Origin of the sequence: Vibrio ziniensis, from assembly GCF_011064285.1 — a bacterium.
Taxonomy (GTDB): domain Bacteria; phylum Pseudomonadota; class Gammaproteobacteria; order Enterobacterales; family Vibrionaceae; genus Vibrio; species Vibrio ziniensis.
On the sequence record NZ_CP049331.1, the window covers coordinates 26,432 to 41,159 of the forward strand.

Genomic DNA, 14,728 nt, shown 5'->3' on the forward strand with positions numbered 1-14,728 from the left:
GCAAAAACTCATTCTTTTTTCACATTCTCGCTCTCAGCTCTCACGATATATAACAAGTACCACCCGCTAGCAGCAGGCTGAATTTGCTGCTGAGTGATTGTTAATCAAAGCATAAGGGAAAATGGATGGGACTTGCGATTATTCATAGCCGAGCAAGTGTCGGTGTTGAAGCGCCTTCGGTAACGGTGGAAGTTCATATTAGTAATGGTATGCCAGGGTTCACTTTGGTTGGCTTGCCGGAAACTACAGTAAAGGAGTCAAGAGACAGAGTTCGCAGCGCGATCATCAATTCTCAGTTTTCTTTCCCAGCGAAGAAAATCACCGTCAATTTAGCTCCCGCCGATCTGCCAAAGGAGGGGGGGAGGTTTGATTTGCCGATTGCGTTAGGTATTTTGGCTGCGTCGAATCAAATTGCGCAAAATCACTTAGATAGACATGAATTTCTCGGAGAACTGGCTTTATCTGGCGAGCTACGTTGTGTGAAAGGTGTGCTTCCTGCGGCGTTAGCGGCATCCAACAATCAACGAAGTTTGGTTGTTCCTCATTGGAATGGCGATCAAGCGGCTTTGGTTGATGGCAAACGGCATAAGTCGGCTCAAACGCTATTGGAAGTCTGTGCCGATCTTTGTGGGCAGAAAACTCTGAGTTTGTTTGAAAGTTCAAACATAGCCCCAAACCCTAATATGCAACGAGATTTGCAAGATATCATCGGGCAACAACAGGGAAAACGTGCGTTAGAAATCGCGGCTGCGGGAAATCACAATCTGTTGTTTTTAGGGCCTCCCGGTACGGGCAAAACCATGTTGGCTTCACGCTTGTGTGATTTGCTGCCGCCAATGACCGACGTTGAAGCAATGGAAACGGCTTCGGTGGCATCTCTCACTCAGCAAGAGATCAATCTTCACAACTGGAAACAGCGCCCGTTTCGTTCTCCACATCACTCAAGTTCAATGGCGGCACTGGTTGGGGGCGGCTCCATTCCTCGTCCTGGAGAAATATCGTTAGCTCACAATGGTTTACTTTTTCTCGATGAAATGCCCGAGTTTGAACGCAAGGTGCTTGATTCACTGCGTGAGCCATTGGAGTCTGGAGAAATTATTATTTCTCGCGTACAAGGTAAAACGCGTTTCCCTGCTCGCTTTCAGTTGGTAGGTGCATTAAATCCAAGCCCTACTGGGTACCACGAAGGAGACCAAGCCAGAGTCAATCCACAGGTGATTTTGCGCTATTTGAGTCGGTTGTCTGGTCCTCTATTGGACAGATTTGATATGTCGATTGAGATTCCTGCATTGCCGAAAGGCATGTTATCAAACGGTGGCGATAGGGGGGAGCCTACATCAGTAGTGAAAGAACGAGTGCTACAAGCGCGTGAAAAAATGCTACAGCGAAATGGAAAAGTGAACGCGTTTTTGCAAAGCAGAGAGATAGAACAAATTTGTCCTCTAACCAAACCTGATGCGGAGTTTCTGGAAAATGCTTTGCATCGTTTGGGGTTGTCCGTTCGCGCCTATCATCGCATCATCAAAGTGGCTCGTACTATTGCGGATTTACAAGGCGAGAGCCAAATCAATCGTTCACATTTGGCAGAAGCGCTCGGTTATCGTTCGATGGATAGATTACTTAAACAACTCATAGCACAATCTGTAAGCTGAAATTATGGTTTGGTACTCTGACCTTTGAATAGTGATATTTCAAAATGATGACAAGTGAGTATAATTGGGCGCCTATTTTTTGTTCATTGTTATTAAAGGCTCTACATTGTCTTATTTGTTGCTCACTATCAATGCATTACTAGTTATCGTTAATACGACGATATGCTCGGTTGCTATTTGTTTTATCGCAATAGTGAAATTGTTGCTGCCGACTCAAAAATGGAAAGCTTATGCAACTCAAATGGCAGATAAAGCTATGTGGTTGTGGGCAACTGTGAATGCGAGGCTACTTGCAGTGTCTAACCCTGTTCAGTGGGATATTGAAGGTGGGGAAGATTTAAAGAAAGCCGGTTGGTATCTGTTGATCAGTAATCACTTAAGTTGGACTGACATAGTGGTGCTGTGTGCGGTATTTAAAGACAGAATACCGATGCCGAAGTTCTTTTTAAAACAGCAGTTGCTTTACGTCCCTTTCATGGGAATGGCATGTTGGGCTCTGGATATGCCGTTTATGCGACGTTATTCACGAGAATACTTACTCCGTCATCCTGAGAAGCGTGGTGAAGACTTAAAAACTACGCGTCGCTCTTGTGAAAAATTCAAGTTCCATCCGACAACCGTCGTCAACTATGTTGAGGGTACTCGTTTTAATCCGAAAAAGCAGAAGTCAACACGCTCATCCTATCAACATTTATTGCCACCCAAGTCTGGTGGTATTGCTTATACTTTGGCGGCGATGGGAGAACAGTTTGAAAGCATTATTGATGTTACGCTGGCTTACCCTGATAACGTCGATAAACCGTTCCGTGACATATTAATGGGGCGCATGCAGCGTATCGTGGTGCGTGTTCGTGTATTGCCTGTTGATGAAAATGTCAGTGGTGATTATTTCAATGACAAACCATACAAACGCCAGTTTCAGCAGTGGCTAGGGGATGTGTGGCAAGACAAAGACGAGTTATTGAAAGAGATCTATAAACCTTAACGAACATTAAAAAGGGAGCGTGATGCTCCCTTTTTACTACTTATTTCTTGTTAACTAAGAAATTGACCAGCTCAAAGTACTCATCCAGAGTTTTGATGCCTTGTGCTTGCACTAGGTAATGGTTGTTGACCACAACTGCTGGAACACCGCTTAGACCGCTGTCTTGAAACTGTTTGTCAAAACGACGAACCATAGAGTCCACCGCAAAACCGCTGAATGCCGCATCAAATTTGTTGCCATCAATCCCTTCATCAGTAAAGATCTGACGCAGTTCTTGGTCATCTTTTGGTGGCTGACGTAAGTTGTGAATACGGTTAAACATTACTGGAATCATTTTTTCTTCAACGCCAAGCGCAATCATAGTAGCGTAAGCTTTACTCATTGATTTACCCATGTTGCCACCCATGAATGAGACGTGATTCTTCTGCAATTTAACGCCTTCTGGAAGTTTGCCTTTCAATTGAGCAATGATGGGTTCAAACGCATTACAGTGTGGGCAGTAAAATGAGAAATACTCTACTACGCTAGGTTTTGAAGAAGGTGTTAGGTCGAGCTCTTTGTAGTGCACTCCTTCCTGAAAGTCGATTGCGTAAGCCGAAAGGCTAAACATCAGGGTTGCAACCAGTGCAAACAATTTTTTCATTACGGACTCCATTTTCCTTTAAAGGTAATAACTTACCATTGTGGCATTAGTGAGAGCGCAGGCTCGTCTAATGCTGCTATTTGTTCTTTGAATGCGAGCACTTGACCTTCCCAGTATTTAGGATCGTTGAACCAAGGAAAGGCGATTGGAAAAGCTGGATCATCCCAACGTTTTGCCAGCCAAGCCATGTAGTGCACCATTCGTAGACCACGAAGTGGTTCAATTAGTTTCAATTCTGAAACGTTAAAATCGCAAAACTCTTGGTAGCCTTCAAGCAAAATATCCAACTGAACCAGTTTATCTTGGCGTTCACCGTTGAGTAGCATCCATAAATCTTGTACCGCTGGGCCATTGCGAGCGTCATCAAGATCGACAAACATTGGACCATCGCGCCAAAGAATATTACCCGGATGGCAGTCACCGTGAAGGCGAATGTTGCAATGCGTTGTTGACCATTGTTGTTCTATCTTCTTGATAAGCAGATCTAAGTCGTTGAAGAAAACCTTCTCAAGGTGCATTGGAATGCATTGAGAGTTTTGTAGCAGCGCTCTTGGTTGATACAAGTACTCTTCTAAACTCAAGGTTGGTCGATGCTGAAAAGCCTTTTCAGCGCCAATTTTATGAATACGACCTAAGAAACGACCTACCCACTCCAGTTGTTCTTCGTTATCCACTTCAAATTGACGACCGCCGACGCTGTTAAACAGGGCAAAGTCGTAACCTTGGTAGTGATGGAGGCTGGTGCCATTGATAACCAGTGGTGGTGCAAGTGGGATTTCAGCGTCAGCCAATTCGAGAGCAAACTCATGTTCTTCGCGAATTTGCTCGGTTGTCCAGCGCTGCGGGCGATAAAACTTTACGACGAAGCGGCGTTTGTCTTCATCAATAAACTGATAGACACGGTTTTCATAGCTGTTAAGAGCAAGAAACCCCGATTCGGCACGAATACCGATACTCTCTAATGCATACCACATTAGATCCGGTGTTAAAGCGTCAAAGTGAAACGTTGCTTGAGTCATAGATTAAAAAGGGCTCATTGCTGAGCCCTTTGCCATAATTTTTCGGTGATGAAGTTTAGAGCTTTTTAATAAAACGGCTTTCAACTTCTATCGTGAATTGGTTGCTGTCGTCGCTGAGTATAAACTGAATCGTCGCAACAGGAGAACTTAAGCTCTCTGGTTTTACACCTAAACTCATCGGTAAGTTGACCACTTCCCCAGGTTTAACTTGTACCGTTTGTTTGCCATACCAAGTCACATCCGTTAGACCTGAAACATCCAGTTTGTACGCCTGAGTATGTTGAGTCTTGTTGATGACTTTCAAGGTGTACGTGTTTTCAACTTCACCGGAACTGTTGGTTCTAAACAGCTGGTTACGATCGCGAATAACGCTTAATCCTGCAGGGTCAACCGCGGCAATTTGAGCGACAAATAGGCCAAACATAATGATTAATACAGCACCGTAGCCAATCAGTTTAGGGCGCATTACTTTGGTGTGTTTACCTGAAAGACGGTGTTCTGTGGTGTAGTTGATCAGACCTTTCTCATAACCCATGCGTTCCATGGTGGTATCACAGGCATCAATACACGCACCACAGTTAATACATTCGTATTGCAAGCCGTCACGAATATCGATACCGGTAGGGCACACCTGAACACATAAATCACAGTCGATACAGTCACCTAGACCAAGCGATTTTGGATCCGCTTTGCGCGAGCGAGGTCCACGTTGTTCACCACGAGCGGTGTTGTAACCAACAATGAAGGTATCTTTGTCGAACATCGCTGATTGGAAACGGGCATAAGGACACATGTGAATACACATGATTGAGCGCATCCAACCCGCATTACCATAAGTGCAAATAGCAAAGAATAGTACCCAGAACACAGGCCAGAACGTTGCATTTAGGGTGAAAAAATCAATCACTAAGTCGCGAACAGGAACGAAATAGCCGACAAATGTAAAACCAGTGACCAGTGCAATCGCAAACCAAGCAATGTGTTTAAGCGTTTTACGCATTGCTAGCTTGGCGGTCATTTTTCCTTCGTCTTGTTTACGTCGTTTGTTGGCACTGCCTTCGAGTTTTTCTTCAAACCAGATGTACATGAATGTCCAGACGGTTTGCGGGCAGAGGTAGCCACACCATACACGTCCTAAAAACGTGGTGAGGAAGAATAGTCCAAATGCGGCAATCATAAATAGGAGTGCAAGTAGCGTTAAATCTTGCGGATAAAGGGTGGTGCCGAAAAAATTGAACTGCTGGTTACCTAGATCCAATAGGATGGCTTGTCGCTCACCGTACGAGATCCAAGGAACTAATCCAAAGAGTAGTAATAACAACCAACCGCCGTAACGACGTAGTTTTTGGTAAGTCCCTTTGCTTTCCCGAACGTAAATTCCCTTGTTCGGGTTAAACCTGTCTCCTCCCTGGCCTTTGTGGGTCTTGGGATTGAAGACTTTAGGAGTCACATCTTTAATGTCTATTTTGTCCTGACTCATGGAATTATCCTTTGGGCTTTTAGGCACCGCTTCTAATGACGGTACTCTTTGACATTGCTTTCCCCTTCCGCACAAAGTGAGAAGGATGAGTATTGTAGTAATAAGTGGACGATTATAACGTCATCAACATTTTCATTTCTTTAAGGCAATCAATCTTTAACAACAAATAATGCATTTTGCATTCGTAATACTAGAAAAAGAGCGACTAAAAGCCGCTCTTGTACATGTTATTGAAATAATTAATCTTTGATGACGCCGCGAGCACGAAGTAACGCCGTTTTAAAGTCATCCTCATAGTCCTTTTTGATACCTGGAATGACTTCATCTTTGGCGCTGTTGCGCATTTTTAGGTGATAGATGAGTACATCGTCTGTCAGTTCTTCCAACGGTCCTTTGTAGCCCGCTTCGCCTGCTAATTTCACGATGAATTGCAGTAGGTTACATTCAGAATCTTTTTGCCATTCTGGTTCGAGTAACTCAAGCAGTTCTTCAATACGGTGACACTTCATGGCCATAGCTTTCTCCACAATCTTGTAATGGTTTTCTCTTAAGGTACCAAATGTAGGAAAAAGTAGAAAAGAAAAAAGCGCAGATTGCTTGTAGCTATCTGCGCTTTTCTATACTAAGCAGCCTGGTTGACTTTTGTTTCTGGCGATGCAGTCAGTGCATTGGTCTCAACAAGAGTTTTTGCAGGTGCGATTTTTTTCGTAACCGGAGCAGCAACGAAGCCACTACGACGACGCATTGCACTACGGTTTGTGTGCGAAAACCTGACAGTTGTTGGGCGCATTCATTAACCTAACAGTCAGGCATATCCATTGCCGATGTAATGGACCTAGGCAACTATGAGCTGCTCTTCTGGCACCGAAGTGTTTGAAGGATGGCTCCTTCTGGCAATCGCCAATCCACTTAAATTGTCTAGGAATAACGATATAAATCATATCGAAGTTAGATTAGCACCAAGTTTTCAAATGATCGATAGTTAACCAATCAATATGTTAAAAAAAATGAATTGGTTGTGTGAGGGCGGCAATTGAGTTTTCCAAGCGATGCGCTTTACTATGAATAGGCATTGATGGAGGTGTGTATGTCGTTTATCAAGAAAACCCTCGCCAGTTTTGGAATTGGTTCTGCGAAGGTGGATTCCGTCCTTCAGCAAGAAGTGCTTTACCCTGGTCAAACGGTGAAATTTACCGTTCATGTCTATGGCGGTTCAAGCGCTCAGGATATAGATAATATCGAATTGAAGCTGTGCTGCCGCTACGTGGAAGAAGTTTCTGATGATAGCTCTAAACAGAGCGGTGATCGTAAACGCAAAGTTCACCAAACCTATGTGTTGGCGGATTGGTCTCTGCCGTATTCGTTTACTATTCAGCCCGGTGAAACTCGTGATTTTGCCGTTGAGCTCGATGTGCCTTGGAACACCCCCGTTACGATTGGTGATGCCAAAGTTTGGTTAGAAACGGGGCTCGACATTGCGATGGCACTCGATCCGACCGACAAAGACATATTAACCGTCCGTCCTGACCCACTGATGGATGGTATTTTTTCAGAATTAGAAGAACAAGGTCTGCGCCTTCGTCAGGTCGAATGTGAAGCAGCGAAAGGCTTTGCACTGCCGTTTGTCCAAGAGTTTGAGTTTGTACCTACCACAGGTCCGTTCCATGGTCGATGGAGGGAACTGGAGATCGTTGCCTATCGAGATAAGGACTCTTTACAAATGTGGTTTGAGATTGATCGCTACCAGAGAGGGGCGACAGGTATGCTTGCCAGTCTGTTAGGTATAGGGGAATTGAAACGTCAAATGACCATTGCTAGCGGCGAATCTCCACAAGAAGCCGGAATAAGAGTTTTAGAATACCTAGATTCACACTCTTAATGGTTAACTAAAAATTAACATTTTTAGCTTACAGTTGTAAGCTGAGTGTGTCATACTGTGCAGACTGTCCTGTTCAAGTTGGGTGTGGTATGTCAGTTAGTGAATACAGTCTAAAAGAAGAAGTCGCCAACGCTATCAGCCATGGTATTGGCTTGGTGTTGGGCATTGTTGGTCTGGTTTTATTGCTTGTTAAAGCTGTCGACCATAGTGCGGATGCGCTGACTATTGCCAGTATGAGTGTTTATGGCGGTAGTATGATTGCTCTGTTTCTTGCTTCAACGCTATACCATGCCATTCCCCATCAGAGCGCAAAACGTTGGTTGAAAACCTTCGACCATTGCGCGATTTATTTATTGATAGCGGGTAGCTATACCCCTTTCTTACTGGTTGGTTTAAGAACACCACTCGCTTTTGGTTTGATGATAGTGATCTGGTCGATTGCGTTACTTGGCATCGTGATGAAAATTGCGTTTGTGTATCGATTTAAGCGCTTTTCATTGATTTCGTATTTGGCGATGGGGTGGTTATCGCTGGTGGTGATTTACCAGTTGGCTTTAAATCTTGATATGGGTGGATTAACGCTATTAGCCGCAGGTGGTGTGGTCTATTCCCTTGGGGTTATTTTCTATGTAGCGAAGCGCATCCCTTATAATCATGCTATCTGGCATGGGTTCGTTCTCGCAGGCTGCGCTTGTCACTTCTTGGCGATTTATCTGTATGTGAACCCAATCTAACGGGTTTCCAGATTAGAAACCGTCGCTATCAGTTGGTAGCTGTCGGCTTTCGGCACCTCTATTTCAATCACTTTACCTTCTGCGACCGATTTCGGTCGCAGATACGTTTCAGCCATACGTTTTATGGATTGCCAAATGGTAGTTTCTTGCTCTGCGAGCTTTTTCCCCTGGCTGTCCAAAAGCTCAATTTTGAGCTGAATGTTGATGACCGATAATGAGCTTTGATTGGTAATCGCGGTTGGCAAAACGACTTTTCCATCTTGATAGCTGGCTGAGCCAATAACGATATCGACGCCAGAATCAGACAGTTGCAGGCTTGGTTTTCCGCTATCGAGCAAGAGTGTTGCGCCCGGTTGTGAAGAAATTACGGGGACGGCGACTTGCACCGTGTGATTAGAGCGCTCAGGCTGAACATATTGCCAAGTAAAATCATCGTTTAGTTGAACTTTACGTCCATCGGTTAATTCTACTACTTGGCTTGCAATTGCACTGGATGTTGAGAACATGGCAACTAAAGCTATCGTCAGGGTTGTACCACGATTTTTCATGACTAACGTCTCCAGAATGCTGGGAAGAACAGAACCAGAATCGTCAAAATCTCTAAACGCCCCATAAGCATTCCAAAACTTAATACCCACTTTGCCGCCTCAGGAAGCGATGCAAAATTTCCCGTTGGACCAATGACCGAACCCATTCCTGGTCCTACGTTTGCCACTGCGGTAATTGAACCAGAAATGCTGGTAACCGGATCTAACCCCATTGCGGATAAGCAGCCAGCAATCACAATGATGGTGATGACAAAAGTTAGGCCGAAAGCGACCACAGAACGCACGATATCTTCATTGACTGGGCGTTGATTATAACGTTGAACGAAAACACCATTTGGGTGGATCAGTCTCATCATCTGGTTTTTCAACAAGGCAAAGCAAATCTGAAAACGGAAGATTTTGATACCACCCGCAGTAGAGCCAGAACAGGCTCCGACCATCATAATGAATCCAAACAGAGTGGTTGGAAGTGCACCCCAGGCGGTGAAATCATCAAGACCATAACCTGTTGTTGTTACCACCGAAACAATGTTAAACATTGAGATACGTAGCGCGTCGAGGACTGGATAGCCATTGTTGAGGTTAAGCCATGCCGCAACGACTAAGCTTGCAACCAGAAACAGTAGGAAGAAGCCTTGAACTTGGGCGTCTTTTAACAGCACCATAGGGTTACGTTTTCTTAGGGTTGAAACAAAGAGCAAGAATGGCAACCCCCCAAGGAACATAAAGAGAGTTGCGACCCAATGAGCACCATTGGAAAAGTGATTCATTGAACTGTCAGAAGTTGAATAACCGCCGGTAGAAAGCGTGGTGAACGCATGGTTGATTGCGTCAAATAAACCCATGCCTGTCAACATGTAGCCCATAATGCATAGAAGGGTTAACACCAAATAAACCACCACGATGTTTTTTGCGACGGTTTTGGCACGCGGACTACTTTTATCTGACCAGTCTGAAGACTCTGTCTGGAAGAGCTTCATACCGCCCACGTTTAACATTGGTAGTACTGCTACCGCCATTACGATAAAGCCTACACCACCTAGCCATTGCAAAATGGAACGCCACAGTAGAATACTCAGTGCCATATCATCAAGCCCACTGAGCACGGTTGAACCTGTAGTCGTCAAGCCCGACATGGTTTCAAAGTAAGCATCGGTAAAGCTGATGTGGTTGATAAACACAAACGGCAGCGCGGCGAACGCACTGGCAATGGTCCACACTAAGCTAGTGATAAGGAACATATCTCGAACGTTAAGCCGAAAATCGGATGTTCGCCCAAAGGTCAAACAAATGAATGCCACAATGTGCGTGATAATGACCGCTTGAGCAAAGTCGAGAAATCCACCAGTACCTGTTACGAATGCGACTATGGTTGGCACATACATAAACAGGGCTAGCTTGGAGAGCACTAACCCGATGACAAACAGAATGGGGCGAAAATTAAGCATAGCGACGCCAATAATCTATAAGAAGAAAGGACTTGGCTGGAACAGAGCTTCGACGTCTGGAACGTATTTTTTGTTCACAAGGAACATAACAACGTGGTCATCCTGTTCTATGACTGTGCGGTCATGGGCAATCAAAACCTCTTCTCCACGAACAATTGCACCTATGGTGGTACCCGGCGGAAGTTTAATATCGCCAACTGCTCGACCAACAACTTTAGAGGTGGTTTCATCACCATGGGCTATCGCTTCAATCGCTTCTGCAGCACCGCGGCGCAGTGAAGAAACGTTAACAATATCAGCACGACGCACGTGAGTAAGAAGGGCTGAAATGGTCGCTTGCTGTGGAGAAATCGCCACATCAATTACACCACCTTGAACAAGGTCGACGTAGGCGCCACGTTGGATAAGTACCATTACCTTTTTCGCACCAAGGCGTTTGGCCAGCATCGCTGACATGATGTTGGTTTCATCTTCGTTGGTTAACGCGATGAACACATCCACTTGGTCGATGTTCTCTTCAGTGAGAAGTTCTTGGTCTGCAGCGTCGCCACAGAACACAATACTGTTTTCTAACTCTTCCGAAAGTTGTTCTGCACGGCTGTAGTTACGCTCGATGAGCTTAACGCTATAAGTGTGTTCGAGGCGTTTTGCAAGGCTTGAACCTATGTTACCACCACCCACAATCATAATGCGACGATATGGCTTTTCTAAGCGTTGCAACTCACTCATTACTGAGCGGATATGGTTACTGGCCGCAACGAAGAATACTTCGTCATCGGCTTCAATAATGGTTGTGCCTTGTGGGCGTATTGGACGACCTTGGCGGAAGATTGCCGCAACACGTGTATCGATATGAGGCATGTGTTCACGCAGCGCCGACAGGGCGTTACCCACCAGCGGACCACCGTAATAGGCTTTTACCGCCACTAGGCTAACTTTTTCATCTGCAAAGCTAACGACTTGAAGAGCGCCCGGGTACTGAACCAATCGTTCGATGTAACTAGTCACCAGTTCTTCAGGTGCGATTAAATGGTCTACAGGTACTGCGCCTGATTGGAATAGGGCTTCTTTTTCAGCAAGATATTGCGGAGATCGAATACGAGCAATACGGTTTGGTGTGTTAAACAGAGTAAAAGCCACTTGGCAGGCCGCCATATTGGTTTCGTCGGTATTGGTGACGGCAACCAGCATGTCCGCATCTTGTGCGCCCGCTTCTCTCAGTACGTCAGGGTGACTGGCATGGCCATTCACAACGCGTAAATCATATTTATCTTGCAGTTCTCTGAGGCGGTCACTGTTTTTATCAACAACAGTAATATCGTTGTTTTCGCCAACCAAGTTCTCGGCTAATGTGCCGCCGACTTGTCCCGCACCAAGAATGATGATTTTCATACCTGTTCTCTTATTATCTACTTACATCAAAGGCAGCCTTGGGCTGCCTTTGATTCAATTACTTACGCGTTTTTAACCATAACCGCGTAGTAGAAGCCATCCATGTCTTGCTCACCAGGAAGAATTTGACGACCTGGTTGCTCTGGATCTGAACCAATCAGTTGCGCGTCAGTTGTACGCGCCAAAAAGTCTTTGACCTGCAGGACGTTTTCCTGAGGTGTGATTGAGCATGTAGCGTAAACTAACGTACCACCAGGCTTCAATTGTTGCCACATTACCTGCAAAATTTCACGTTGCAGCTCAGCTAAAGCATGAATGTCGTTCGCTCGGCGTAACCATTTGATATCCGGATGACGACGAATAACACCTGTCGCCGAACAAGGTGCATCGAGCAAAATACGATCAAATTGTCCGCCTTGCCACCACTGTTGTGGATAGCGTGCATCACCACAAATCACGTCAGCCTTCAGATTCAAACGTTCTAGGTTATCGTGTACACGGTTTAATCGTGTCGCATCGCTATCAAGCGCCACCACTTCAGTGTCTTCAGTGTGCTCTAGGATATGTGCGGTTTTGCCACCCGGTGCCGCGCAGCAATCTAGAATCAGTTCGCCTTCTTGTGGTTGAAGGTAGTTAATTGCCAATTGTGCTGCAGCATCTTGAACTGAAACCCAACCTTTTTCAAAACCCGGAAGTAAGGTGACATCACAAGGTGTGGTCAGTTTGATCGCATCGGCGGCTTCTGGGTGAAGGGTGTATTCAATTTCCGCTTCGTCCAGCAGCAGTTGGTATTCATCTCGAGTATGGTGCTGGCGGTTTACGCGCAACCACATTGGTGCTTTGCTGTTGTTCGCTTCTACGATTGCTTCCCATTGCTCAGGGTAGCTTTCTTGAAGCATTTTAAGAATCCAGTTTGGGTGACCATATTTGCCCGCGTTGTGACTAACGGCCATTTGATCCAGTTGTTCTTGATTACGCAGGTAGTTACGCAGCACTGCGTTGATCAGTCCGCTTAGGTTTTCTCCACGCAGCGTTTTTGTGCCTTCAACTGTATCCGCTACCGCTGCATGCGATGGAATACGCATGAAACTGAGCTGATAAATACCCACTAGAATCAGATGGTGAAAGACACGCTTTTTGCCTTTGAGGGGATTATCCATCAGCTCATTAGCAATAGACTCTAAACGTGGAAGATAACGTAGTGCGCCGTAGCAAATTTCTTGCAACAGAGCATGATCTCTTGGGCGAATGGTTTTTTGAGCTGCTGGAAGAGCGTGAGAAAGTGAATGACCTTTGTCGACCACTTGGAAAAGGACGTTAGCAGCTGCTGCGCGAACATTCATGGTGAAACCCTTAAAATTCAATAGGGACATCTCTGCCCCTGTTATTAATGTACTTTGCCCATCCTGTTTAATATCAGGTCTGGGTTATATCACCACCAAATTATAAGGTGGTTAAACTTGCTTAACTCAGTTGTGTGCCAACTTCAAACCAGCTAGCGCGTGCATTGAGAATATCTTGCACTGACATTGCTTTTTTGCCTGGTACTTGAAGTTGCTCTAAAGCTAGTACGCCATTACCTGTTGACACATAAATACCCGTTTTATCGGCCTGTATTATGGTACCAGCAGGCTTATTGGAGCTTTGATCCACAACACGGCTTTGCCAAACTTTGATGCTATTTTCAGCAACTTCAAAGTGGCTCATTGGCCATGGATTAAATGCACGCACACAACGTTCAATATGTGCGGCGTCGTCGTTCCAGTTAATACGAGCTTCTTCTTTGCTTAGTTTTTTCGCGTAGTTTGCTTGCTCGTCATCTTGCTTTTCGGCTTTAGCCGTACCGTTTGCGATGTCTGTTAAGCATTCAACTAAGGCTTTTGGACCAAGAACGGCAAGTTTGTCGTACATTGAAGCGCTGGTATCCGTTGCTTCAATTGGCAAAGTAGCAATGCTTAGCATATCGCCAGTATCTAAGCCGATATCCATTTGCATGATGGTGACGCCCGTTTGAGCATCACCAGCCCAGATCGAGCGTTGAATTGGAGCTGCACCACGCCAACGAGGCAGGATAGAACCATGAACGTTGATACAACCCAATCGTGGTGTATTGAGTACAACTTGCGGTAGCAATAAGCCATAAGCCACAACTACCATGAGATCGGCGTTGAGTTCAGCAAGCTCTTGTTTTGCTTCATCAGATTTGAAGTTTTCTGGCTGATAAACTGGGATATTGTGCTCAAGTGCTAACTCTTTTACAGGACTCGCTGTAAGTTTCTTACCTCGACCTGCTGGACGGTCTGGCTGTGTATAAACAGCAATGACCTCGTGCTCCGAAGACAATAACGCCGCCAAGTGACGGGCGGCGAAATCCGGAGTACCTGCAAAGACAATACGTAATGATTGGCTCAAGGTAACCTCTCTATTCTTTATTGATTCTTTTCGTTGAAGCGTTTTGCTTTTTCTAGCTTCTCTTTGATGCGCTTACGTTTTAGCGGTGAAAGATAATCAACAAATAGCTTGCCTTCTAGGTGGTCTAATTCGTGTTGCACACAAATAGCCAGAAGGTCATCCGCTTCAAAAGTATATTCTTCACCATCACGGTTAAGTGCTTTAACAGTGACTTCGGCTGCGCGTGAAACAAGAGCACGAGCGCCAGGGACAGATAAGCAGCCCTCTTCAATACCATCTTCGCCGCGTTTCTCAATAATTTCTGGGTTAATCAATACCATTGGCTGATCACGGCTGTCAGAAATATCAATCACCACGATGCGTTGGTGAATGTCGACTTGTGTCGCAGCTAAACCAATACCTTCTTCGTCGTACATGGTTTCAATCATGTTATCTACGATGGTTTGGATCTCTGGTGTGACTTTTTCAACCGGCTTTGCAACAGTGCGAAGACGGTCATCTGGGAATGTTAATACTTGTAATACAGACATATACAC

The 14,728-nt window shown here is 45.2% G+C and carries 15 protein-coding genes; 4 read left to right on the forward strand and 11 right to left on the reverse strand.

Annotated elements, in window-relative coordinates; genetic code table 11:
- Positions 1-125: 125 nt before the first annotated feature.
- Together G5S32_RS00110 and G5S32_RS00115 are read left to right on the forward strand one after the other, a co-directional pair.
- Positions 126-1,652: a YifB family Mg chelatase-like AAA ATPase gene (locus tag G5S32_RS00110; RefSeq protein ID WP_165309932.1), complete on the forward strand. Its 1,527-nt coding sequence runs from the start codon at positions 126-128 to the stop codon at positions 1,650-1,652.
- A gap of 106 nt (positions 1,653-1,758) precedes the next feature.
- Positions 1,759-2,637, forward strand: coding sequence for an acyltransferase (locus G5S32_RS00115; RefSeq protein ID WP_165309933.1), 879 nt, complete (start codon positions 1,759-1,761; stop codon positions 2,635-2,637).
- Between the two features lie 40 nt (positions 2,638-2,677).
- Here G5S32_RS00115 and G5S32_RS00120 read toward each other — a convergent pair whose 3' ends face one another.
- From G5S32_RS00120 to G5S32_RS00140, 5 genes are all read right to left on the reverse strand, one after another.
- Entirely contained in the window at positions 2,678-3,280 is a 603-nt protein-coding gene (locus G5S32_RS00120; RefSeq protein ID WP_165309934.1) for a thiol:disulfide interchange protein DsbA/DsbL, read from the reverse strand.
- Positions 3,281-3,312: 32 nt separating this feature from the next.
- Positions 3,313-4,299: a serine/threonine protein kinase gene (locus G5S32_RS00125; RefSeq protein ID WP_165309935.1), complete on the reverse strand. Its 987-nt coding sequence runs from the start codon at positions 4,297-4,299 to the stop codon at positions 3,313-3,315.
- A gap of 55 nt (positions 4,300-4,354) precedes the next feature.
- Entirely contained in the window at positions 4,355-5,779 is a 1,425-nt protein-coding gene (ccoG, locus tag G5S32_RS00130) for a cytochrome c oxidase accessory protein CcoG (protein ID WP_165309936.1), read from the reverse strand.
- 239 nt (positions 5,780-6,018) lie between these two features.
- Complete coding sequence (locus G5S32_RS00135) at positions 6,019-6,288, reverse strand: YihD family protein (RefSeq protein WP_165312682.1); 270 nt, start codon at positions 6,286-6,288, stop codon at positions 6,019-6,021.
- 113 nt (positions 6,289-6,401) lie between these two features.
- Positions 6,402-6,569: a hypothetical protein gene (locus G5S32_RS00140; protein ID WP_165309937.1), complete on the reverse strand. Its 168-nt coding sequence runs from the start codon at positions 6,567-6,569 to the stop codon at positions 6,402-6,404.
- A 297-nt stretch (positions 6,570-6,866) separates the two neighbouring features.
- On the opposite strand from G5S32_RS00140, the gene G5S32_RS00145 reads away from it, so the two are divergent.
- Both G5S32_RS00145 and trhA read left to right on the forward strand, forming a co-directional pair.
- On the forward strand, positions 6,867-7,658 hold the full coding sequence (locus tag G5S32_RS00145) for a sporulation protein (RefSeq protein ID WP_165309938.1): 792 nt from the start codon (positions 6,867-6,869) through the stop codon (positions 7,656-7,658).
- A gap of 89 nt (positions 7,659-7,747) precedes the next feature.
- Complete coding sequence (trhA, locus tag G5S32_RS00150) at positions 7,748-8,392, forward strand: PAQR family membrane homeostasis protein TrhA (protein ID WP_165309939.1); 645 nt, start codon at positions 7,748-7,750, stop codon at positions 8,390-8,392.
- Here trhA and G5S32_RS00155 read toward each other — a convergent pair.
- The 6 genes from G5S32_RS00155 to def form a co-directional block, all read right to left on the reverse strand.
- On the reverse strand, positions 8,389-8,940 hold the full coding sequence (locus G5S32_RS00155; RefSeq protein WP_246201030.1) for a DUF3157 family protein: 552 nt from the start codon (positions 8,938-8,940) through the stop codon (positions 8,389-8,391). The two genes, trhA and G5S32_RS00155, sit on opposite strands and share 4 nt — an antisense overlap.
- Positions 8,941-8,942: 2 nt before the next feature.
- Positions 8,943-10,388 (reverse strand): TrkH family potassium uptake protein, encoded by a 1,446-nt coding sequence (locus G5S32_RS00160; protein WP_165309940.1) that lies wholly within the window; start codon positions 10,386-10,388, stop codon positions 8,943-8,945.
- A gap of 15 nt (positions 10,389-10,403) precedes the next feature.
- Entirely contained in the window at positions 10,404-11,780 is a 1,377-nt protein-coding gene (gene trkA, locus G5S32_RS00165) for a Trk system potassium transporter TrkA (protein ID WP_165309941.1), read from the reverse strand.
- 62 nt (positions 11,781-11,842) lie between these two features.
- Entirely contained in the window at positions 11,843-13,123 is a 1,281-nt protein-coding gene (gene rsmB, locus G5S32_RS00170) for a 16S rRNA (cytosine(967)-C(5))-methyltransferase RsmB (RefSeq protein ID WP_165309942.1), read from the reverse strand.
- A gap of 121 nt (positions 13,124-13,244) precedes the next feature.
- Positions 13,245-14,192, reverse strand: coding sequence for a methionyl-tRNA formyltransferase (fmt, locus tag G5S32_RS00175; RefSeq protein ID WP_165309943.1), 948 nt, complete (start codon positions 14,190-14,192; stop codon positions 13,245-13,247).
- Positions 14,193-14,209: 17 nt separating this feature from the next.
- Complete coding sequence (gene def / locus G5S32_RS00180) at positions 14,210-14,722, reverse strand: peptide deformylase (RefSeq protein ID WP_207621592.1); 513 nt, start codon at positions 14,720-14,722, stop codon at positions 14,210-14,212.
- Positions 14,723-14,728 lie beyond the last annotated feature (6 nt).

Excerpts from the sequence above, each read along its gene's own strand:
- G5S32_RS00160 (WP_165309940.1), bottom strand. The coding sequence starts at position 10,388 with ATGCTTAATTTTCGCCCCATTCTGTTTGTCATCGGGTTAGTGCTCTCC.
- G5S32_RS00110 (WP_165309932.1), top strand. The coding sequence starts at position 126 with ATGGGACTTGCGATTATTCATAGCCGAGCAAGTGTCGGTGTTGAAGCG.
- rsmB (WP_165309942.1), bottom strand. The coding sequence starts at position 13,123 with ATGAATGTTCGCGCAGCAGCTGCTAACGTCCTTTTCCAAGTGGTCGAC.
- def (WP_207621592.1), bottom strand. The coding sequence starts at position 14,722 with ATGTCTGTATTACAAGTATTAACATTCCCAGATGACCGTCTTCGCACT.
- ccoG (WP_165309936.1), bottom strand. The coding sequence starts at position 5,779 with ATGAGTCAGGACAAAATAGACATTAAAGATGTGACTCCTAAAGTCTTC.
- G5S32_RS00155 (WP_246201030.1), bottom strand. The coding sequence starts at position 8,940 with ATGAAAAATCGTGGTACAACCCTGACGATAGCTTTAGTTGCCATGTTC.
- G5S32_RS00140 (WP_165309937.1), bottom strand. The coding sequence starts at position 6,569 with ATGCGCCCAACAACTGTCAGGTTTTCGCACACAAACCGTAGTGCAATG.
- G5S32_RS00145 (WP_165309938.1), top strand. The coding sequence starts at position 6,867 with ATGTCGTTTATCAAGAAAACCCTCGCCAGTTTTGGAATTGGTTCTGCG.
- trhA (WP_165309939.1), top strand. The coding sequence starts at position 7,748 with ATGTCAGTTAGTGAATACAGTCTAAAAGAAGAAGTCGCCAACGCTATC.
- G5S32_RS00135 (WP_165312682.1), bottom strand. The coding sequence starts at position 6,288 with ATGAAGTGTCACCGTATTGAAGAACTGCTTGAGTTACTCGAACCAGAA.
- G5S32_RS00120 (WP_165309934.1), bottom strand. The coding sequence starts at position 3,280 with ATGAAAAAATTGTTTGCACTGGTTGCAACCCTGATGTTTAGCCTTTCG.
- trkA (WP_165309941.1), bottom strand. The coding sequence starts at position 11,780 with ATGAAAATCATCATTCTTGGTGCGGGACAAGTCGGCGGCACATTAGCC.
- G5S32_RS00125 (WP_165309935.1), bottom strand. The coding sequence starts at position 4,299 with ATGACTCAAGCAACGTTTCACTTTGACGCTTTAACACCGGATCTAATG.